The 20,265-nt window shown below is 72.6% G+C and carries 19 protein-coding genes; 18 read left to right on the top strand and 1 reads right to left on the bottom strand.

Annotated elements, in window-relative coordinates; all coding sequences use genetic code 11:
* Positions 1-18: 18 nt before the first annotated feature.
* The gene (locus Q9250_RS01190; RefSeq protein ID WP_306232751.1) at positions 19-1,131 is read right to left on the bottom strand and encodes a polyprenyl synthetase family protein; all 1,113 of its coding nucleotides are present in this window, start codon (positions 1,129-1,131) and stop codon (positions 19-21) included.
* A gap of 71 nt (positions 1,132-1,202) precedes the next feature.
* Here Q9250_RS01190 and Q9250_RS01195 point away from each other — a divergent pair, with 71 nt between their 5' ends.
* The 18 genes from Q9250_RS01195 (at position 1,203) to Q9250_RS01280 (ending at position 20,215) form a co-directional block, all read left to right on the top strand.
* Entirely contained in the window at positions 1,203-1,583 is a 381-nt protein-coding gene (locus tag Q9250_RS01195; protein ID WP_306232752.1) for a DUF3040 domain-containing protein, read from the top strand.
* Between the two features lie 279 nt (positions 1,584-1,862).
* Positions 1,863-2,294, top strand: coding sequence for a division/cell wall cluster transcriptional repressor MraZ (gene mraZ / locus Q9250_RS01200; RefSeq protein WP_306232753.1), 432 nt, complete (start codon positions 1,863-1,865; stop codon positions 2,292-2,294).
* A 97-nt stretch (positions 2,295-2,391) separates the two neighbouring features.
* On the top strand, positions 2,392-3,405 hold the full coding sequence (gene rsmH / locus Q9250_RS01205; RefSeq protein WP_306232754.1) for a 16S rRNA (cytosine(1402)-N(4))-methyltransferase RsmH: 1,014 nt from the start codon (positions 2,392-2,394) through the stop codon (positions 3,403-3,405).
* Positions 3,402-4,058, top strand: coding sequence for a hypothetical protein (locus Q9250_RS01210; RefSeq protein WP_306232755.1), 657 nt, complete (start codon positions 3,402-3,404; stop codon positions 4,056-4,058). Before rsmH ends, Q9250_RS01210 begins: the two co-directional genes overlap by 4 nt.
* Before the next feature lie 100 nt (positions 4,059-4,158).
* The gene (locus Q9250_RS01215; protein WP_306232756.1) at positions 4,159-5,946 is read left to right on the top strand and encodes a peptidoglycan D,D-transpeptidase FtsI family protein; all 1,788 of its coding nucleotides are present in this window, start codon (positions 4,159-4,161) and stop codon (positions 5,944-5,946) included.
* A gap of 41 nt (positions 5,947-5,987) precedes the next feature.
* Positions 5,988-7,580 carry a Mur ligase family protein gene (locus tag Q9250_RS01220; protein ID WP_422665057.1) on the top strand — a complete coding sequence of 531 codons (1,593 nt, stop codon included), beginning with the start codon at positions 5,988-5,990 and terminating at the stop codon, positions 7,578-7,580.
* Positions 7,580-8,983: a UDP-N-acetylmuramoyl-tripeptide--D-alanyl-D-alanine ligase gene (locus Q9250_RS01225; protein WP_306232758.1), complete on the top strand. Its 1,404-nt coding sequence runs from the start codon at positions 7,580-7,582 to the stop codon at positions 8,981-8,983. Before Q9250_RS01220 ends, Q9250_RS01225 begins: the two co-directional genes overlap by 1 nt.
* Positions 8,983-10,071, top strand: coding sequence for a phospho-N-acetylmuramoyl-pentapeptide-transferase (gene mraY, locus Q9250_RS01230; protein ID WP_306232759.1), 1,089 nt, complete (start codon positions 8,983-8,985; stop codon positions 10,069-10,071). The genes Q9250_RS01225 and mraY overlap by 1 nt, the downstream gene beginning before the upstream one ends.
* Complete coding sequence (murD, locus tag Q9250_RS01235) at positions 10,053-11,567, top strand: UDP-N-acetylmuramoyl-L-alanine--D-glutamate ligase (protein ID WP_306232760.1); 1,515 nt, start codon at positions 10,053-10,055, stop codon at positions 11,565-11,567. The genes mraY and murD overlap by 19 nt, the downstream gene beginning before the upstream one ends.
* On the top strand, positions 11,533-12,765 hold the full coding sequence (ftsW, locus tag Q9250_RS01240) for a putative lipid II flippase FtsW (RefSeq protein WP_306232761.1): 1,233 nt from the start codon (positions 11,533-11,535) through the stop codon (positions 12,763-12,765). Before murD ends, ftsW begins: the two co-directional genes overlap by 35 nt.
* Positions 12,762-13,850, top strand: a complete 1,089-nt coding sequence (locus Q9250_RS01245) for a UDP-N-acetylglucosamine--N-acetylmuramyl-(pentapeptide) pyrophosphoryl-undecaprenol N-acetylglucosamine transferase (protein ID WP_306233878.1) — start codon at positions 12,762-12,764, stop codon at positions 13,848-13,850. The genes ftsW and Q9250_RS01245 overlap by 4 nt, the downstream gene beginning before the upstream one ends.
* Positions 13,847-15,262, top strand: coding sequence for a UDP-N-acetylmuramate--L-alanine ligase (murC, locus tag Q9250_RS01250; RefSeq protein WP_306232762.1), 1,416 nt, complete (start codon positions 13,847-13,849; stop codon positions 15,260-15,262). The genes Q9250_RS01245 and murC overlap by 4 nt, the downstream gene beginning before the upstream one ends.
* A complete protein-coding gene (locus tag Q9250_RS01255) occupies positions 15,259-16,494 on the top strand; it encodes an FtsQ-type POTRA domain-containing protein (protein ID WP_306232763.1) in 1,236 nt (411 codons plus the stop codon). The genes murC and Q9250_RS01255 overlap by 4 nt, the downstream gene beginning before the upstream one ends.
* Positions 16,495-16,655: 161 nt before the next feature.
* A complete protein-coding gene (gene ftsZ, locus Q9250_RS01260; protein WP_306232764.1) occupies positions 16,656-17,819 on the top strand; it encodes a cell division protein FtsZ in 1,164 nt (387 codons plus the stop codon).
* Between the two features lie 16 nt (positions 17,820-17,835).
* The gene (locus Q9250_RS01265) at positions 17,836-18,510 is read left to right on the top strand and encodes a YggS family pyridoxal phosphate-dependent enzyme (RefSeq protein ID WP_306232765.1); all 675 of its coding nucleotides are present in this window, start codon (positions 17,836-17,838) and stop codon (positions 18,508-18,510) included.
* 27 nt (positions 18,511-18,537) lie between these two features.
* Complete coding sequence (locus tag Q9250_RS01270; RefSeq protein WP_306232766.1) at positions 18,538-19,005, top strand: cell division protein SepF; 468 nt, start codon at positions 18,538-18,540, stop codon at positions 19,003-19,005.
* 32 nt (positions 19,006-19,037) lie between these two features.
* Positions 19,038-19,346 (top strand): YggT family protein, encoded by a 309-nt coding sequence (locus Q9250_RS01275; RefSeq protein ID WP_306232767.1) that lies wholly within the window; start codon positions 19,038-19,040, stop codon positions 19,344-19,346.
* A 110-nt stretch (positions 19,347-19,456) separates the two neighbouring features.
* Complete coding sequence (locus Q9250_RS01280) at positions 19,457-20,215, top strand: DivIVA domain-containing protein (protein WP_306232768.1); 759 nt, start codon at positions 19,457-19,459, stop codon at positions 20,213-20,215.
* Positions 20,216-20,265: the final 50 nt, after the last annotated feature.

Raw genomic sequence — 20,265 nt, forward strand, 5'->3', positions numbered from 1 at the left:
GCCCGGCGGCAGCGCCGATCAGCGGTCGCGCTTCGCGACCGTGTCGGCCAGTCGCTCGAGCTCGAGCACGGCCGAGCGCGAGAGCGTGCCCCCGTGGAGCGCCTCGAGCGCCTCGCCGACCGCGCGGTCGATCAGCGACTCGAGCCGCTCGGGCGCCTCGGAGCGCTGGATCGCGTCCTGCAGGATCGCGATCTGGCGGTCGTCGAGCTCGCGGTCGCCGAGCAGCTCGTCGAGCATGGTGCGGATGCCCGGGGCCAGCCGCTGCCGGGCGATCTCGATCAGCACGGTGCGCTTGCCCTCGCGCAGGTCGTCGCCCGCCGGCTTCCCGGTGATCTCGGGATCGCCGAACACGCCCAGCAGGTCGTCGCGCATCTGGAACGCGACCCCGACCGGCAGGCCGTAGCCGGCGAGCGCGTCGAGCTGCTCGCGGTCGGCGCCGGCCAGCAGGGCACCGAGCGTCAGCGGCGCCTCCACCGAGTACTTGGCCGACTTGTAGACCGCCACGGTGTGCGCGCGGTCGAGCAGGTCGGCCGGCTCCTGCCGGATCCATGCGGCCTCCTCGAGCACGTCGAGGTACTGCCCGAAGGTGACCTCCTCGCGCATCCGGCGGTACGCGTCATGGACCGCCTCGCCGTGGGCCGTCCCGCGGCACGCCTCGAGCATCCGGTCGTCGGCCCAGTTGAGCAGCAGGTCGCCCACCAGGATCGCGGCGCTCGTGCCCCAGGAGGCCGCGTCGCCCACCCACTCGCCGTCGCGGTGCCGCGACTCGAGCGCGCGGTGCATCGCGGGCCTGCCGCGGCGCGTGTCGGAGGCGTCGATGATGTCGTCGTGCACGAGCGCGGCGGCGTGGAACAGCTCGATCGCGGTCGCGACCTGCACCACGTCGCTCCACTGCGGGTCGCGCTCGGTGCCGGCGGTGTGGCCGGCGTCGCTGCGCGCAGCGGTCACCGCGTGCCAGCCCCACAGCACGAAGGCGCTGCGCACCCGCTTGCCGCCGGCGACCATCTCGCGCACCTGCGCCAGCAGCGGCCCCGCATCGGGCGAGATCTCCGTCAGGGCGCGCTCCCGCGCGTCGAGGTATTCCTGGATCGAGCCCTCGACTGCTCGGGCGAAGCGCTGCTGTGCTGACACAAGACACATGCTATTGACAGCCGCAGCGCGTAGACTGGCGCTCCGCACCGGTCGATCGAAAGGGGTGCGACATGGGCCTCTCCGAGCACGAGCAGCGACTGCTCGACGAGATGGAGCGCAATCTCTACAAGCACGAGGCAGACATCGTCAACACGACGAGCGGGCCTCGCACCGTCGACTACACCAAGGTGGCCGTCGGCGTCCTCGGCATCGTCGCGGGACTCGTGCTGGTGGTGGTGGGCGTGCTGATGAAGCTGGCGATCATCGGCGTCGTCGGGTTCGGCATCGCGGTCGCGGGCGCGCTCTGGGCGCTGTCGGCGTCGAAGCCGGCGACCGGCGACGAGGCCGACCGGGCGCGCGCGGGCGGCGACGGCCCGGCCGCGAAGCAGCAGAGCCCGAGCCTGATGGATCGTCTCGCCGAGGAGTGGGACGACCGCAACCAGCGGGGCTGAGCCCCCACTCCACTCCACTCCCTCTGAGGGTCGACGCGCTCGCGTCGGCCCTCTTTCGTCGTCCTGAGGGCGATCCGCCCCGGGCGCTGCGGCGTCCGGGGCGTCTGCACGTCTCCACGGCGCCAAAACCCCTCCACCGCGAAAACCCAGACGAATGTTGAGAACACGCCCGGAGTTTGCGCAACTTTCTGAGGAAAGTGGCGCTGAGTGGAGTACGGTGGAGGAAGTCGGCGGATGTCGGCGAACCATCTGCTCGCAGGCCGGACGAGAGGGGGCTCCGTGTTCCTCGGCACGCACACGCCCAAGCTCGACGACAAGGGCCGCGTCATCCTCCCCGCGCGCTTCCGGCAGGAGCTCGAGGGAGGCCTCGTGCTCACCCGCGGCCAGGAGCGCTGCATCTACGTCTTCTCGGTGCGCGAGTTCGAGCGTGTCCACGAGCAGATCCGGCAGGCGCCGCTCACCTCGGCCGCCGCCCGCGACTTCCTCCGCCTGTTCCTCTCGGGCGCGTCGAGCGAGCAGCCCGACAGCCAGCACCGCGTGACCGTCCCCGCCAACCTGCGCGAGTACGCCGGCCTCGGCCGCGAGCTCACCGTCATCGGTGCGGGCTCCCGCGCCGAGATCTGGGACACCGAGGCCTGGAACACCTACTACGCGGCCAAGGAGGCCGACTTCGCGACGACCACCGAGGAGGTGATCCCCGGCATCTTCTGACCCGACCCGTGACCCCCAGCTGGGCGCCGCGACACACCTTCCCCGGTGCCGCGCCGCACGGATGGGGATCAGGGGCCGGGACGGACAGGGAGACGACATGGACGCATCCGCACTGCACACCCCGGTCATGCTCGAGCGCACGCTCGCGCTGCTCGCGCCGGCGATCGACGCGGCCGTCACCGCCGGGCGCGCGCCCGTCGTGGTCGACGGCACCCTCGGCATGGGCGGGCACACCGAGGCGATGCTCGCGGCGCACCCGACGCTCGTGGTCGCCGGCATCGACCGGGACCCCGACGCCATCAGGCTCGCGCGGCAGCGGCTGGCGCCGTTCGGCGAGCGCTTCGTGCCGGTGCAGACCACCTACGACCGCATCGACCTCGCCCTCGACGCCGCCGGGGTCGTCGCCGCCGACGGCATCCTGCTCGACCTGGGCGTCTCGAGCCTGCAGCTCGACGCCGCCGACCGCGGCTTCGCCTACGCCAAGGACGCCCCGCTCGACATGCGCATGGGGCAGGCGGGCGACGTCACCGCCGCCTCGATCATCGCCGAGCGCAGCGACCGCGAGCTCTCGCGGCTGTTCCGCGTCTACGGCGACGAGAAGCTCGCCGACCGCTACGCGCGGGCGATCGTCGCCGCGCGCGCCGAGGCGCCGATCGAGACGTCGGCGCAGCTCGTCGACATCCTGCAGGCGGCCACGCCGCGGGCGCTGTCGAACCAGGGCCACCCCGCCAAGCGCGTCTTCCAGGCGCTGCGCATCGAGGTCAACCAGGAGCTGGCGATCCTCGAGCGCACCATGCCTGCGGCGATCGACGCGCTGGCCGTCGGCGGGCGCCTCGTGGTGCTCGCCTACCAGTCGCTCGAGGACCGCATCGTCAAGCGCGCGCTGCAGGCCGCAGCCGCGTCGACCGCGCCGCGCGACCTGCCGGTCGAGCTGCCCGAGCACGCGCCGCACCTGCGGCTGCTCGTGCGCGGCGCCGAGCTCGCCGACGACGCGGAGCGCGCCCGCAATCCGCGCTCCGCGCCCGTCCGCCTCCGGTCGGCCGAGCGCATCCGTCCCGTCAACGCATCCGCATCGAAGACGCCCGCATCCAGCCCAGGGGAGCCGTCATGACCAACGCCGCCGTCGTCGACCTGCACGCGCTGCCGCAGCAGCACCCCGCGCCGAGCCCTGCGCCCGAGCGCGAGCGCCATCTGCGGGCGCTGCCGGTCGTCGTGCCGCGTCGCAGCCCGCGCCTCGTGCACGGCATCGTCGCGATGGTCGGCCTCGGCGCCGTGGTGTGCGCCCAGCTCGGGCTCTCGGTCGTCATCAGCGAGGGCGCCTACCGCATGAGCGCGCTGCAGGGGGAGTCGACCGTGCTCGCCCGCGCCGAGCAGTCGATCGCCGAGGAGATCGCGGTGCTCGCATCGCCGCAGCACGTGGCCGTCGCGGCCGGCGAGCTCGGCATGCTCGGCGGCCAGCCGTCGCAGTTCCTGACGCTCGCGGGCACCGCGACCGCCGGGGGGCCAGACGCGATGCACATGCAGGTGCCGGCCGTCGACCAGTTCGGCATGTACGTGCCGAACGCACTGCTCGCGGCGGAGCCGCAGGCCGCCGCGGTCGTCGCCGAGGTGCAGGCCGAGGCGACCCTTCCGTACCCCGGGATGCTGCTGCCGCCGGGCGAGTCGGTGCCGGCTCCCGCGGCGGCGCCGGTCGCGCCCGCCGCGCCTGCCGCGCCCCCGGCACCCGCCCCCGGCACGCTCCTGCCGGCCACGCCGACCCAGTAGCGGCGGGGCGGGGCGTGGCGGCGGAGCCGCCGGCGCATCCGCCGGTACCGTGCTCACGACCTGATCGAGGCTCGCACCGCGAGCGGAAGCGGAGGTGCGGGTGACCGCCAAGCCGAAGCGCAGCGCCGGCCGTCTGCGCACGACGCTGGTCGCCGTCCTGACGTTCGCGCTGCTCGCCACGTTCGTCGTGCGGCTCGCCGACATCCAGCTCGTCCGCGCCGAGGCGCTGAACGCCGAGGCGGATGGGCGACGTGGCGTCGCGCAGACCCTCTTCGGCACCCGCGGTCCCGTCGTCGACGCGGAGGGCACCGTGCTGGCCGAGAGCGTCGACCGCTGGGATCTGACCGTCTCGCCGCGCTACACGCGCGACCTGCAGCCGGGCATCGACGGGGTCGACGAGACGCGCACCGTCGGCGACGCGCTGGTGCAGATCGCCCAGATCACCGGCGACGACCCGCGCGACCTGCAGGCGCAGATCTACGCCGAGCTCGAGCGCAACCCCGACTCCGACTACCTGCTGCTCGCGAGCGGCCTCGACGTGGCGCAGTTCGAGGCGGTGCGCGACCTCGACCTGCCCTACGTCTACCTGCGGCTCAACCCGCAGCGGGTCTACCCCTCCGGCTCCGTCGCCGGCAACCTGGTGGGCTTCATGGGGCAGTCCGAGGCGCTCTCCGGCGTCGAGCGCAGCGAGCAGGAGTGCCTGGCGGCGACCGACGGGAGCCGCGTCTTCGATCGCTCGGCCGACGGCACGCCGATCCCGGGCTCCATGGTGACCCGCCCCGCCGTCGACGGCGGCACCGTGCAGCTCACGATCGACGCCGACGTGCAGTTCCAGGTGCAGCAGCTCACCGCGCAGTACACGGCGCAGCTGCGGGCCCGCAGCGGCACCAGCATCATCATGCGCACCGACGGCACGATCGTCGCGGTCGCCGAGTCGAGCACCGTCGACCCCAACGACCCGACCGCCACCGATGCGCGGGATCGCGGGTCGCGAGCCTTCACCGCCGCCTACGAGCCCGGCTCGATCTTCAAGGCCTTCTCGTTCGCCGCGATGCTCGACCTGGGCCTCATCACCCCGCGCGACGAGCTGACGGTGCCGTGGACGTACACGGCGCCCGGCGTGCGCGTGCGCGACGCGCAGTCGCACGAGCCGAAGCAGTGGACGGCCGCGGGCATCCTCGTGAACTCCTCGAACTCCGGCATGGTGCGGCTCGCCGAGCAGATGGATCGCGGCGACTACTACGACTACCTCGCGCGCTTCGGCTTCGGCGAGCGCACGGCGGTCGACTTCGCCGGCGAGCAGCCGGTGCCGCTGCGACCGGCCGACAGCCTCGACGCGCAGACGAAGCTCAACGTGCTGTTCGGCCAGGGCATCGCGGCGACGCCGATCCAGCTGGCCTCGGCCTATCAGGCGCTGGCCAACGGCGGGGTGCACCTGCCGGCGAGGCTCATCGCCGGCTGCACCGACGCCGAGGGCGTCACGACGGCACCCGAGCTGGGCGAGGGGGAGCGCGTGGTCGGCGACACGGCCGCGCGGCAGACCCTCGAGGTGCTCGAGAACGTGGTCACCGACTACGGCTACGACACGTTCCCCATCGAGGGCTACCGGATCGCCGCCAAGACGGGCACCGCGCAGATGGCCTACGAGGACGGCTCGGGCTACGACCCGAGCAGGATGATGATCTCGGTGGCCGGCGTGTTCCCGGTCGACGACCCCCAGTTCGTGGTCGTGACGCTGTTCGACAGCCCGCAGACCATCCGCACCAGCGGCGGGGCCATCCCTGCCTTCCACGATATGGTGAACCTCTTGATCCGCCACTACGACGTGCCTCCGAGCAGCACCCTGCCTCCGGAGATCCCGCTCGAGTGGACCGCGGATCAGCCTTGACGCGACACAGCACCAGCGTCGACCGAGCCAGTGAGGAGAGGATGTCCGTGGCGGGCGTGACCCCGAGGATCCTGCGACCGGAGCATCCCGCACCGCGGCCCCTCAACGGGCTGATCGACGAGTTCGACCTCCGTGTCGAGGCCGACGCCGACGGCATCGAGGTGACGGGGATCACCCTCGACTCCTCCGACGTGCACCCCGGCGACATCTTCGCGGCGCTCCCCGGGGCGCACCGGCACGGGGCCGAGTACGCAGCGGCGGCCGTCGAGCGCGGCGCGGTCGCGATCGTCACCGACCCGGCCGGCGCCGAGCGACTCGCGACAAACGTGCCCGTGATCGTCGTCGACGACCCGCGCGCGGCGCTGGGCGAGATCGCCGCCTGGGTCTACCGCACCATGGAGGAGCCGCCGAAGCTCTTCGGCATCACCGGCACCAACGGCAAGACCTCGACCTCGTTCATGCTCGAGGGCCTGCTCGCCGACCTCGGGTTCGTCACCGGGCTGTCGACCACCGCCGAGCGGCACGTCGGCGACCTGGTCGTCACCTCGAAGCTCACCACGCCCGAGGCCAGCGAGCTGCACGCGCTGCTCGCGCGGATGCGCGAGGCCGGCGTGCGCGCCGCCGTGCTCGAGGTGAGCGCACAGGCGATCGAGCGCCACCGCGTCGACGGCGTCGTCTTCGACGTGGTCGCGTTCACGAACCTGAGCCACGACCACCTCGACGACTACGGCTCGATGGAGGCGTACTTCGACGTGAAGCTCGAGCTGTTCACGCCCGACCGCGCCGAGCGCGGCGTCGTCTGCGTCGACACCGACTGGGGCGCCAAGGTCGCCGAGCGCAGCCGCATCCCCGTCACCACGGTGACGAGCGACCCGGAGCGCCACGCCGACTGGCATGTCGACATCTGGGAGGAGACGCCGACCTCGACCTCCTTCACCCTGACTGGCATCGACGGCGGCGCGATCGAGGTGCAGGTGCCGTTCATCGGCCGGCACATGGCGGTCGACGCCGCCATCGCCATCCTCATGCTGGTCGAGGGCGGCTTCGAGCTCGAGGCGATCGCCGAGGTCATCGACCGCGGCATGCGCTCGACGCTGCCCGGGCGCATCGAGCGGGTCTCGGGCGACAGCGGGCCTGCGGTCTTCGTCGACTACGGCCACAGCCCCGATGCGTTCGCGCAGACCCTCGAGGCGCTGCGGCGGGTCACCGAGGGTCGGCTGATCATGCTCTTCGGCGCCGACGGCGACCGCGACGCCACGAAGCGCGCCGAGATGGGCCGCATCTCGGCCGAGCTCGCCGACGCCGTCGTGGTGACCGACTTCAACCCGCGCTCGGAGGACGCCGCGGCGATCCGCGAGCAGGTGCTCGCGGGCGCCTACGCCGCGGCGGGCAGCAAGCCCGTCATCGAGTCGTCGCCAGAGGAGGCCGCGATCCGAGCCGCGCTCGCGCTCGCCGGCCCCGGCGACACGATCCTCTGGGCCGGCCCCGGCGATGCCGACTACCGCGACGTCGCGGGCGTGCGCGAGCCGTTCGTGGCGCGCGACGAGGCCAAGCTCGCCCTGCACGAGGCGGGCTGGTCGACCGCTGACCCGCTGCCCAACGGCGACTGGTCGCCGGTGAAGGACCGTCACTGATGCTGCGGATGCTCGCGAGCGAGATCGCGGCGGTGACGGGCGGGGTGCTCCAGGGTGCCGACGTCGAGGTCACCGGCTCGGTGGAGACCGACTCGCGGCTGGTCACGCCCGGCGGCGTGTTCTTCGCGATGCCGGGAGAGGTCACCGACGGCCACCGCTTCATCGGCACCGCGATCGAGGCCGGCGCTGCGCTGATCGTCGCCGAGCGCCCGATCGAGCACGACGTGCCGCACATCCTGGTCGACCAGGGTGTGGTCGCGCTCGGCGCGCTCGCCGCGGAGGTCATCCGGCTCGTGCGCGAGCGGGGCGAGCTGACGGTCATCGGCATCACCGGCTCCAACGGCAAGACGACCACCAAGAACATGCTGCAGGCGATCCTCGAGCAGCACGGGCCCACCGTGAGCCCCGTGAAGTCGTTCAACAACGAGGTCGGCGCCCCCATGACGATGCTCCGCATCGACGAGGCGACGCGCTATCTCGTGCTCGAGATGGGCGCGAGCGTCGAGGGCGACATCGCGCGCCTGACGGCCATGGCGCATCCGGATCTCGGTGTCGTGCTCAAGGTCGGGCTCGCCCACGCGGGTGAGTTCGGCGGCGTCGAGGCGACCACCCGGGCCAAGACCGAGATGGTCGCCGACCTCGGCGAGGATGACGTCGCCGTGCTCAACCGCGACGACGAGCGGGTCGCCGGCATGGCTGCCGCCACCCGCGCCCGCGTGGCGTGGTTCGGCACCGACCCGGGCGCGGCCGACGAGCCGACCGCGGTCTGGGCCGACGGCGTCGACTCGACGCTCGAGGGCACCGTCGCGACCGTGCACCGCGGAGGCGAGCAGTGGCCGCTGCGCATGCGCATCCTCGGCGAGCACCACGTCATGAACGCGCTCGCCGCGCTGACGGTCGCCGATGCGCTCGGCATCGAGCTCGCCGGCGCGATCGACGCGCTCGCGCACCTCGAGCGGGCCGAGCGCGGCCGCATGGAGCTGCTCGAGCCCGGCGGCGGCGTGACCGTCATCAACGACGCCTACAACGCCAGCCCCGACTCGACCGCCGCAGCGCTGCGCTCGCTGGCGCACATGACGCGCCAGGCCGGGCGCCGCTCGATCGCGGTGCTGGGCGAGATGGCAGAGCTCGGCCCGCACGCGGTCGAGGAGCACGACCGCCTCGGACGCCTCGCGGTGCGGGTGCGCATCGACCGGCTGGTCGTGGTCGGCGAGGGCGCGAAGGCGATCCACGACGCCGCAGAGCTCGAGTCGTCGTTCGGCCAGGAGACCACCTGGGTCGCCACCGCCGACGAGGCCGAGGCGCTGCTGCGCGGCGAGCTCGTCGAGGGCGACGTGGTGCTCTTCAAGTCGTCGAACGTGTCGGGGCTGCAGGCGCTCGCCGAGCGGATCGGTGGCCGCTGATGCTCGTGCTGCTCGCCTCCGCAGGCATCGCGCTGCTGGTGTCGCTGTTCGCCACCCCGCTGTTCATCCGCGGGTTCGCGCGGATCGGCTGGGGCCAGTTCATCCGCGACGACGGCCCGCAGTCGCACCACACGAAGCGCGGCACGCCGACGATGGGCGGGCTCGTCTTCATCGTGGCGACCCTGCTGGGCTACTTCGGCGGCAAGCTGCTCGCGCAGGATCCGCCGACGCTGCCGGCGCTGCTGATCCTGCTGCTGATGGTCGGCATGGGCGCCGTCGGCTTCGTCGACGACTACCTGAAGATCTCCAACCAGCGCTCGCTCGGCCTGGGCGGATGGGCGAAGGTCGCCGGGCAGGTCGTGGTCTCGGTCGTCTTCGGCGTGCTCGCGATCACGGTGCCGTTCGGCACCTCGGGCCGCACCGTCGTCGACCCGATCATCTCGGGCGTGCGCGACATCCCGTGGCTCGACCTCGCCCCATGGGGCGCGGTCGGCGGCATCGTCTTCGTGCTGTGGATCCTGCTGATGAACGTCTCGGCGTCGAACGCCGTGAACGTCACCGACGGCCTCGACGGCCTCGCCACCGGCGCCGTCGTGCTCTCGATGGGCGGCTACGCCTTCATCGCGTTCTGGCAGTTCAACCAGTCCTGCTTCCAGCTCGACGCGTCCACCGGCTGCTACGACGTGCTGCTGCCGCTCGACGTCGCGACGCTCGCCGCGACCGTCACCGGCTCGCTGATCGGCTTCCTCTGGTGGAACACCAGCCCCGCGCAGATCTTCATGGGCGACGTCGGCTCGCTGGCGCTCGGCGGCGCGCTCGCCGGCTTCGCGGTGATGACCGACACGCACCTGCTGCTGCTGCTCATGGCCGGCCTGCCGATCGTCGTCACCGGCTCCGTCATCCTGCAGCGCGCCTACTTCAAGATCACCGGCGGCAAGCGCATCTTCCTGATGAGCCCGCTGCACCACCACTTCGAGCTCAAGGGCTGGGCGGAGGTGACGATCGTCGTGCGGTTCTGGATCATCGCCGGCCTCTTCGTCGCCGCCGGCATCGGGCTGTTCTACTTCGAATGGGCGCTGCAGAGCTGATGCGCAGCCTCGACTCCCTCACCTCCTGGCACAGCGACTGGGCGGGACTCCGCGTCGCCGTGCTCGGCGTCGGCGTGACCGGCTTCGCGGCCGTCGACACGCTCGCCGAGCTGGGCGCATCCGTCACCGCCGTCGCCGAGAAGGTCGACGACGAGCGGCGCACGATCCTGGGCGTGCTCGGCGTGCCGATCGTCGACGCCCGCGCCGCCGAGGTGCCCGCGGCGATCATCGATGCCGAGCTCGTGATCGCCTCGCCCGGCCTGCGCCCCGACCACGCGTGGCTGGTCGCGGCCGCCGAGCGCGGCATCCCGGTCTGGGGCGACATCGAGCTGGCCTGGCGCGTGCGCGACAAGGTGCGCGAAGCCTCGTGGATCCTCATCACCGGCACCAACGGCAAGACCACCACCACGCAGCTCACCGCCCACATGCTGCGCGAGGCCGGCTACCGCGTCGCGCCGGTCGGCAACATCGGCACACCGGTGCTCGACGCGGTGCGCGACCCCGAAGGGTTCGACGCGCTGGTGGTCGAGCTCTCGAGCTTCCAGCTGCACGGGCTGCCCGTCGACGGCGCCGGCGCGCTCTGGCCGCACTCGGCCGCGTGCCTCAACATCGACGACGACCACCTCGACTGGCACGGCGGGGCGGATGCGTACCGTGCGGCCAAGGGGAAGGTCTACGGCAACGCCCGGGTCGCCGCCGTCTACAACGTGGAGGACCCCGCCACGATGCGCCTCGTCGAGGAGGCCGACGTGGTCGAGGGATGCCGCGCCATCGGCTTCTCGCTCGGCGTGCCCGGTCCCAGCGACGTCGGGATCGTCGACGGCGTGCTCGTCGACCGCGCGTTCCTCGAGCAGCGCCGCGACCAGGCGCTCGAGCTCGCCGACCTCGGCGACCTCGAGCCGGCTGGCCTGCGCTCGCCCCACATGGCGCGCAACGTGCTCGCGGCCGCGGCGCTCGCGCGCGCCTTCGGTGCCGAGCCCGCCCACGTGCGCGACGCCATCCGCTCGTTCCGCCTCGACCGGCACCGCACCGAGCTGGTCGCCGAGGTCGACGGCGTGCGCTTCGTCGACGATTCCAAGGCGACCAACCCGCACGCGGCCGAGGGGTCGCTCAGCGCGTTCGACCGCGTCGTGTGGATCGTCGGCGGGCTCTTCAAGGGCGCCGACGTCGCACCGCTCGTCGAGCGGCACGCCTCGCGCCTCGTGGCGGCGATCGCGATCGGCGTCGACCGGGAGCCCGTGCGGCAGGCGTTCGCGCGACACGCGCCCGGCATCCCGCTCGTCGAGGTCGACGGGCAGGACACTGATGCGGTGATGCGGCTGGCCGTCGAGGCGGCCGCAGCGCACGCCGTGCCGGGCGTGACGGTCCTGCTGGCACCGGCGGCGGCATCCATGGACCAGTTCACGGACTACGCGGAGCGCGGCGATCGATTCGCCGAGGCGGTGCGGGAGAGGGGGGCTCGTGGCGACCACGACGGCTCCCGCCCTGGCGACTGACACCAGCCGCGTCGAGCGGATGGGCAGGCGCGCCCTGGTGCGCGTGCGTTCGGTGTTCGGCGCGCCCACGCTCAACGCGGCGCTGCTCATGGGCACCACGCTCTTCCTGGTGGCGTTCGGGCTGATCATGGTGCTCTCCTCCTCGTCGGTCGAGAGCTTCGTCGCCAACGACTCCTTCTTCACCGACTTCGCCAAGCAGGGCGCGTTCGCCGCGATCGGTCTCGTGCTGATGCTCTTCGCGGCGCGGATGCCCGCCACGATCTGGCAGCGGCTGGGCTGGTGGGGCATCATGCTCGGCATCGCGATGCAGGTGCTGGTGTTCACTCCGCTCGGCTTCGGAGCGAACGGCAACCGCAACTGGATCGGCGTGGGCGGCTTCTCGCTGCAGCCGTCGGAATTCGTCAAGGTCGCGCTGTGCGTCTGGCTGGCGATGATCATGACGCGCAAGCAGCGCAGGATCACCAACTTCTGGCAGGCGTGGATCCCCGCCGGGCCGATCGCCGGGCTGTCGATCGGCCTCGTGCTGCTGGGCAGCGACCTCGGCACCGTCGTGATCATGGCGATGCTGTCGTTCGGCGCGCTCTGGTTCGCGGGCGTCAAGTGGTGGCACCTGCTGCTGCCCGCCGCAGGCGTCGCGGTGCTGGCGGTGCCGATCGTGCTCGCGAGCCCGTCGCGCGTGCGACGGGTGACGGCGTTCGTGCAGGGCTGCACCGACGCCGACTACTACCTCGGCTGCTGGCAGCAGCTGCACGGCACCTGGGCGCTCTCCGCCGGCGGCCTGTTCGGGGTCGGGCTGGGCAACTCGCGCGCGAAGTGGTCGTGGCTGCCCGAGGCGGACAACGACTACATCTTCGCCATCATCGGCGAGGAGCTCGGGCTCCTCGGCGCCGTGGTGGTGCTCGCGCTCTTCGCGCTGCTGGGCTGGACGATGCTGCGGATCGTGCGCCAGGCTGAGCACCAGATGACGCGCGTCGTCACCGGCGCCGCGACGGTGTGGCTCGTCGGCCAGGCGATCGTGAACATCGCCGTGGTGCTGGGCCTCCTGCCGGTGCTGGGCGTGCCGCTGCCGTTCATCTCCTCCGGCGGATCGCAGCTCATCGCGGCGCTGCTGGTGGTGGGCATCGTGCTCTCGCTCGAGCGCGTCGACAACCCCGCGGCACGGGGCGAGCTGCCCGCGCCCGCAGCGGCGGGGAGCTGACCGTGCGCGTGCTGCTCGCCGGCGGTGGCACCGCCGGCCACGTGAACCCCCTGCTCGCGACCGCGCAGCGGCTCGCCGAGCGCCACCCGGAGGCCGAGCTCGTGGTGCTCGGCACCCGGGAGGGCCTCGAGCGCGAGCTCGTGCCGCGCGCCGGCCTCGAGCTGGTGACGATCGAGAAGCTGCCGTTCCCGCGCCGGCCCGACGGCGCCGCGCTGCGCTTCCCGGCGCGCTGGCGCCGTGCGGTGCGGCAGGTGCGCGCGCTGCTGCGCGAGCGTCGCTTCGACGTGGTCGTCGGCTTCGGCGGCTACGCCTCGGCGCCCGCCTACCGCGCCGCCCACCTCGAGGGCGTGCCCATCGTCATCCACGAGGCGAACGCGAAGCCAGGCATGGCCAACCTGCTCGGCGCGCGCTGGAGCGACTTCGTCGGCATCTCGTACCGCTCGACCAAGCTCGAGGGCGAGCTGGTCGGCATGCCGCTGCGCGCCGCGATCACGGGGCTCGATCGCACGGCCGTCAGGGCCGAGGCGATCGCGGAGCTCGGCCTCGACGCCGATCGGCCGACGCTGCTCGTGACCGGCGGCTCGCAGGGGGCGCGCTCGATCAACCGTGCGATCGTCGCGGCGGCCCCCGACATCGTCGCCGCCGGCTGGCAGATCGTGCACCTGAGCGGCGGCAGGCAGACCGACTTCGAGCCGGCGACCGTCGACCACTACGTCGCGATCGAGTACCTCGACCGCATGCACCTGGCGCTCGCCGCCGCCGACCTGGTCGTCTGCCGCGCCGGCAGCCTCACGGTCTCCGAGCTCATGGCCGTGGGCCTGCCCGCGGTGTACGTGCCGCTGCCCTACGGCAACGGCGAGCAGGGGCTCAACGCGGCCGACCAGATCGCCGCCGGGGGAGCGCTGCTCGTCGCCGACGCCGACTTCACGGCAGAATGGGTGCGCGCGCGGCTGGTGCCGCTCCTGCGGGATGCGGATGCGATCGCAGCGATGGCCTCCGCGAGCGCGGGCGCCGGAGCGGTCGACGGCAGCGACCGCATGAGCGACCTCATCGAACGGGCCGCAGCCACCAGGAGGCAGTCGTGATCGAACCCGACCTCACCCAGCCGATCCCCGAAGCGATCGAGCGGGTGCACTTCATCGGCATCGGCGGCTCCGGCATGTCGGGCATCGCGCACATGATGCTCGACGCCGGCCTCGAGGTCTCGGGCTCCGACCGCTCGGGCTCCGCCACCGTCGACCGGCTCGTCGAGCGAGGGGCCAGGGTGGCCATCGGCCACGACGCGGCGAACCTCGCCGTCTCGGGCGAGCACGGGGCGGATGCGGTGGTCGTCACGAGCGCGCTGTGGCCCGACAACCCCGAGCTGGTCGCGGCGCGCGAGCACGGCATCCCCGTGCTGCATCGCTCGCAGGCGCTCCACGTGCTGGCGCGCGGCAAGCGGGTGGTCGCCGTCGCGGGCGCCCACGGCAAGACGACCACGACCGGCATGCTCGTCGTCGGGCTCCACGGGCTCGGCATCGACGCGGGCTTCGTCAACGGCGGCATCATCGGCGGACTGGGCACCTCGAGCGGCCACGGCTCCTCCGACGTCTTCGTGCTGGAGGCCGACGAGTCCGACGGCTCCTTCCTGCTCTACGACGTCGCGGTCGCGCTGATCACGAACGTCGACACCGATCACCTCGACCACTACGGCACGCCGGAGGCCTTCGACGAGGCCTTCGCCGAGTTCGCGGACCGGGCCGGCGAGGCCGTCGTCATCTCGATCGACGACCCGGGCGCCCTGCGCGTGCGCGAGCGGATCACGCATGAGCGCGTCATCACCTTCGGCGAGGCCGAGGGCGCCGACGTGCGCATCCTCGACGTGCAGCTGGGCGAGAGCGCGCGCTGCACCGTCGAGGTCGCCGGAGAGCGCATCGAGCTCGAGGCCGGCGTGCCCGGTCGCCACAACGCGGTGAACGCTGCAGGCGCCCTCGCGACCCTCGTCGCGCTCGGCGTCGCGCCCGCCGACGCCGCCCGCGCGCTGGCGGCCTTCCGCGGCACCGGCCGCCGCTTCGAGCTGCACGGCGAGCGCCGCGGGGTGCGCGTCTTCGACGACTATGCGCACCACCCGGCGGAGGTCGACGCGGCGCTCACCGCCGCGCGCAGCGTCATCGGCGACGGCCGCATCATCGCCATCCACCAGCCGCACCTCTACACCCGCACGCGCGACATGGCGGGGGAGTTCGCGGCCGTCTACGAGCGTGTGGCCGACCACACCGTCGTGCTCGACGTCTACGGCGCGCGCGAGGATCCGATCCCCGGCGTCACCGGCGCGCTCGTCGCCGACCGGTTCGGCGACCCGGACGACGTCGACTACCTGCCCGACTGGCAGCAGGCCGCCGAGCGCGCCGCCGCCATCGCGCGCGACGGGGACATCATCGTGACGCTCTCCTGCGGCGACGTCTACCGCATCATCCCGCAGGTGCTCGCGGCGCTGGAGGAGGGCGGCGAGGCGTGAGGCGACCCGACGGCTTCGAGCGGCTCGACGAGCCGGTCGGCCCAGCGCCGCGGCCGGTCGACCCAGCGTCGCGGACGGTCGACGCAGCGTCGCGGCCGGTCGACGCGCCGCAGCCCGTCGACCCAGCGTCGCAGCCGGCTGGCGAGCGCGAGGCCCGGCTGGCCGACGTGCTGGCGCTCGACGCGATCCGCCGTCGGCGCGAGGCGGCGAGCCAGCGCTCGCAGGCCGCTGCCGAGCCCGAGCCCGGGGCGCGCCGCTGGGCGCTGAGCGCCTACGAGCTCGACGAGCCGGGGTCGGACGCCGACGCGGCGGACGCATCCGCCGATCGTGCTGCGCCGGAAGGACCCGGCCCCGACCACGACGCCGCCGAGGCGGCGCTCGGCTCCGGCGGCTCGCACGCCCAGCGGGTCGACCGCGCCTGGCGCGAGGCCGAGCAGGCGCAGCGCCGGCTCGAGCGCGAGGAGGCGAAGCAGGTCAAGCGCGCAGCGCGGCAGGCTCGACGGGCGCGCCTGCGCCGCGAGCGGGCCGAGATGCGCCGCTTCACCGCGGCGCGGCGACGCCAGCTGCGGATCGCGGGAGCGACCGTCGGCGGGCTCGCGCTGGTGCTGGCCCTGCTCGTCGGGCTCGTCTGGTCGCCGCTCATGTCGGTGCGCGACGTGCGGGTCGAGGGCGCGGAGCGGCTCGACCCGGTGGTGGTGCAGCAGGCGCTCGCCGACGCGGTGGGGGAGCCCATCGCCACCGTCACCGAGGAGGGCGTCGCGGCGAGGCTGCAGACGATCCCGCAGATCGAGTCGTTCCGCCTCGACGTGGTGCCGCCGTCGACCGTGATCGTGCGCATCGTCGAGCGCGTGCCTGCGGCCATCATCCCCGGCCCGTCCGGGGAGACGGTGATCGATGCCGCCGGCGTGGTGCTCGGGGCTGTCGACGAGAGCGCTGCGGCACTGCCGCGGCTCGACGGCGTCGAGGTGGGCAGCGAGGCATTCGAGGCGGTCGCGGCCGTGCTGGTGGCCGCGCCCGCGAGCGTGCTCGAGGCGACGGTGTCGATCGCGGCGCCCACGCCCTCCGAGATCCGGCTGTCGCTGCGCAGCGGCCAGACCGTGGTGTGGGGCGGCGCCGACGAGAGCGAGCTGAAGGCCGCGGTGGTGGCCGCGCTGCTCGAGACGCAGGACCCCGCCGCCGCACGCGTCCTCGACGTCCGTGCGCCGCAGCATCCGGTCGTCACCGGCGGCTGAAGAAGCTGACGATTCATTTTCTTGTCGGATCTGTCGCCGACACACCGAGTCGCTCCCGGCCCGCGTGCCCCGCCGCCCGTAGCGTCGTCCTCGTCAGCATGAAGTGAGGAATTCTCTAAACTTCAACTAGAGGTTGAGAGTTCGATCGAGGGGCCGGAACCGTGACTTCCAACAACAACTACCTCGCCGTCATCAAGGTGGTCGGCGTAGGCGGCGGTGGCGTGAACGCCGTCAACCGCATGATCGATCTCGGCCTGCGAGGGGTCGAGTTCATCGCCATCAACACCGATGCGCAGGCGCTGCTGCTCAGCGACGCCGACGTCAAGCTCGACGTCGGCCGCGAGCTCACCAAGGGTCTCGGCGCAGGTGCCGACCCCGAGGTCGGCCGCCGCGCAGCAGAGGACCACGCGGAGGAGATCGAGGAGGCGCTCGCCGGCGCCGACATGGTCTTCGTCACCGCGGGCGAGGGCGGCGGCACCGGCACCGGTGGCGCTCCCGTCGTGGCCCGCATCGCGAAGAGCCTCGGCGCTCTGACCGTCGGCGTCGTGACCAAGCCGTTCTCGTTCGAGGGCCGTCGCCGTCAGGCGCAGGCCGAGGCGGGCGTCGAGGCGCTCAAGAACGAGGTCGACACGCTCATCGTGGTGCCGAACGACCGACTGCTCGAGATCAGCGACATGGGCATCTCCATGGTCGAGGCGTTCGAGACGGCCGACCAGGTGCTGCTCGCCGGCGTGCAGGGCATCACCGACCTCATCACCACCCCCGGCCTCATCAACGTCGACTTCGCCGACGTGAAGAGCGTCATGCAGGGCGCCGGCAGTGCGCTGATGGGCATCGGCTCGTCGCGCGGCGCCGACCGCGCCATCAAGGCCGCCGAGCTCGCCGTCGCCAGCCCGCTGCTCGAGGCCAAGATCGACGGTGCGCACGGCGTGCTGCTGTCGATCCAGGCGGGCAGCAACCTCGGCATCCACGAGACCTACGACGCCGCCAAGCTCGTGCAGGAGGCGGTGCACCCGGAGGCGAACATCATCTTCGGCACCGTGATCGACGACACCCTCGGCGACGAGGTGCGCGTCACCGTCATCGCCGCCGGCTTCGACGGCGCCGGCCCGGTGGCCAAGGAGGACGACTCCGTCATCCGCACCGCCGCCCGCACCGAGATGGGCCTGCGCCCCACGAGCGCGAGCGCCGCGGCGCCCGAGCCCGAGGTCGAGCGCCGCTCGGTGCCCGCACCGCCCGTCGCCGACCACCTCACCGGACCGGTGCAGCCGCTGACCCAGGTCGACGAGGAGGAGGACGAGTTCCTCCCCGACTTCCTGCGCTGACACCGGCGCACGGATCGTGACCGAAGCCCCCGCCGCGCGCCTGGCCGCGTTCCTCGAGCAGCTCGAGGACGCGCGCCGGGCGCGCGACGTCACCGTCGTCGTGGTGACCAAGTTCCACCCGGTCGAGCTCGTGCGCGAGCTGGCTGCCGCAGGGCACCGCCACTTCGGCGAGAACCGCCATCCCGAGGCGCGCGACAAGGCTGAGGCGACGACCGACCTGGGGCTCGTGTGGCACTTCGTCGGGCAGCTGCAGCGCAAGAAGGCGCGGCAGGTCGCGCGCTATGCCGATGTGCTGCACTCCATCGACGCGATCGAGCTGGTCGAAGCGCTGGAGGGCGGCGAGCCCGGCGACGAGCGGCCGGTGCGCGACGCGCTGGTGCAGGTCAACCTCACCGACGACCCGGCCCGCGGGGGCGTCGAGCCGACCGGCCTCGAGGCGCTCGCCGAGCGGGTGGCGGCCTCCGAAGCGCTGCGCCTCCGGGGCGTGATGGCCGTCGCACCGCTGGGCGAGGAGCCCGGCCGCGCGTTCGAGCGGCTCGCGACGTACGCCGAGCGCGTGCGGCGACTCGACGCATCCGCCGACTGGATCTCGGCCGGCATGAGCGCCGATTGGCGTGAAGCGCTGGAGCACGGCGCGACACACCTCAGGATCGGCACGGCAATCACGGGAAACCGTGCGGTCGGCGGATAGCGTGAACGCAGCCAGGAGGAGGATCCCATGAGCAACGCATTGAAGAAGGCGGCCATCTATTTCGGCTTCGCCGAAGAGGACGAGCTGACCCAGGAGGTCCGCCCCGTCGAGCGGGCCGAGGAGCAGGACCGCGCCCCGCAGCCGCGGGAGCGCGTCATCGAGGAGCCGCGCCGCGCCCCGGTCACGAAGCTCCGCGCCAGCCAGAAGGTCAACGACATGAGCGAGATCCTCACGGTGCACCCGCGCCAGTACAAGGATGCCAAGTCGATCGCCGAGGCGTTCCGCGACGGCACGCCGGTGATCATCAACCTGTCGCAGATGACCGACGGCGACGCACGCCGCCTGATCGACTTCTCGGCCGGCCTCACGCAGGGCCTCGAGGGTCGCATCGAGCGCGTCACCACGAAGGTCTACCTGCTGACCCCCGAGCACATCGCCGTCTCGGGCGCCCGCGCCGCCGACGAGGACGCGGACTCGGCCGTCTTCGCGCACTGACGCGTCGCTGAACCCGAGTCTCCGAACCTCCAGTGCCGATCGTCTCGATCCTCGCCTGGATCCTCCACACCGCAGCGCTGGTCTCGTTCTACATCCTCTGGTCGCGGATCATCCTCGACTTCGTGCGGCAGCTGCGGCGCGACTGGAAGCCCTCGGGCTTCTGGCTCGTGCTGTCGGTGTGGATCCTCCGGCTCACCGACCCTCCGCTGCGCTTCGTGCGCCGCTTCGTCAAGCCGGTGCGCATCGGCGGCGCGATGCTCGACCTGGCGATGATCGTGCTGCTGCTGGCGCTGCTGCTGCTCATGACGATCATCGGTCCGTTCCGCATGCTCCCGGCATGAGCGCCGAGAGCGTGGGCGGCGGCTAGGATCGAGTGCACGCCGCCCTGACGGGTACAGTGAATCTGCGTTGCGCGCCCGCCCGGGTGCGCAGCCGATGAGAAAGGCAAGCCATGGCACTGACTCCTGACGACGTCGTCCACAAGCGCTTCGAGACGACGCGCTTCCGCGACGGCTACGACCAGGACGAGGTCGATGACTTCCTCGACGAGGTCGTCACGGAGCTCCGTCGTCTCACCGAGGAGAACGACACCCTCCGCGCTGAGAACGAGCAGCTCAAGCAGGGCGGCGCTGTCGCCGCCCCGGTCGAGCGCGCGGAGTCCGAGCGCCCAGTGGCCGAGGCTCCCGTGATCGACACCGCCGAGCTCGACGCCCTGCGCGCCGAGAACGAGCAGCTGAAGACGCAGCTCGCCGAGCGCGAGGCCGCTGCGGTCGCCGAAGCCCCCGCGGCAGAGCCGGTGCAGCAGCCCGAGGCCGCCGAGGCGCCCGCAGAGGTCGTCACCGCCGCTCCCCAGGAGGCGGCCGCGCCGGCCGTCGCGAACGCCGATGGCCTGCTCGCGCTCGCCCAGCGCGTGCACGACGAGCACGTCGCCGCCGGTGAGCGCCGCCGCGACGAGCTCATCGCCGAGGCCGAGCAGACCGCCCAGCAGATCGAGGACGACGCGCAGCTGCGCAAGGAGACCCTCGCGCAGGAGTTCGAGGCGCAGAAGGCCAAGCTCGACGAGCAGAAGACCGGCCTCGAGCAGAAGATCGACGAGCTGAAGAGCTTCGAGCGCGACTACCGCCTCAAGCTCCGCGGCTACATCGAGAGCCAGCTCCGCGACCTCGACCGCTCGTCCTCGCTCGCCTTCGGCGGCCAGGGCGGCAGCTGAGCCGCGAGGTGACCGACGACGCTCCTGCCGTGAGCAAGGGCCCAGACGCA

The organism is Agrococcus beijingensis (genome assembly GCF_030758955.1).
GTDB lineage: Bacteria > Actinomycetota > Actinomycetes > Actinomycetales > Microbacteriaceae > Agrococcus > Agrococcus beijingensis.

Excerpts from the sequence above, each read along its gene's own strand:
- Q9250_RS01195 (WP_306232752.1), top strand. The coding sequence starts at position 1,203 with ATGGGCCTCTCCGAGCACGAGCAGCGACTGCTCGACGAGATGGAGCGC.
- rsmH (WP_306232754.1), top strand. The coding sequence starts at position 2,392 with ATGGACGCATCCGCACTGCACACCCCGGTCATGCTCGAGCGCACGCTC.
- Q9250_RS01210 (WP_306232755.1), top strand. The coding sequence starts at position 3,402 with ATGACCAACGCCGCCGTCGTCGACCTGCACGCGCTGCCGCAGCAGCAC.
- Q9250_RS01220 (WP_422665057.1), top strand. The coding sequence starts at position 5,988 with ATGTCCGTGGCGGGCGTGACCCCGAGGATCCTGCGACCGGAGCATCCC.
- Q9250_RS01225 (WP_306232758.1), top strand. The coding sequence starts at position 7,580 with ATGCTGCGGATGCTCGCGAGCGAGATCGCGGCGGTGACGGGCGGGGTG.
- mraY (WP_306232759.1), top strand. The coding sequence starts at position 8,983 with ATGCTCGTGCTGCTCGCCTCCGCAGGCATCGCGCTGCTGGTGTCGCTG.
- murD (WP_306232760.1), top strand. The coding sequence starts at position 10,053 with ATGGGCGCTGCAGAGCTGATGCGCAGCCTCGACTCCCTCACCTCCTGG.
- Q9250_RS01270 (WP_306232766.1), top strand. The coding sequence starts at position 18,538 with ATGAGCAACGCATTGAAGAAGGCGGCCATCTATTTCGGCTTCGCCGAA.
- Q9250_RS01280 (WP_306232768.1), top strand. The coding sequence starts at position 19,457 with ATGGCACTGACTCCTGACGACGTCGTCCACAAGCGCTTCGAGACGACG.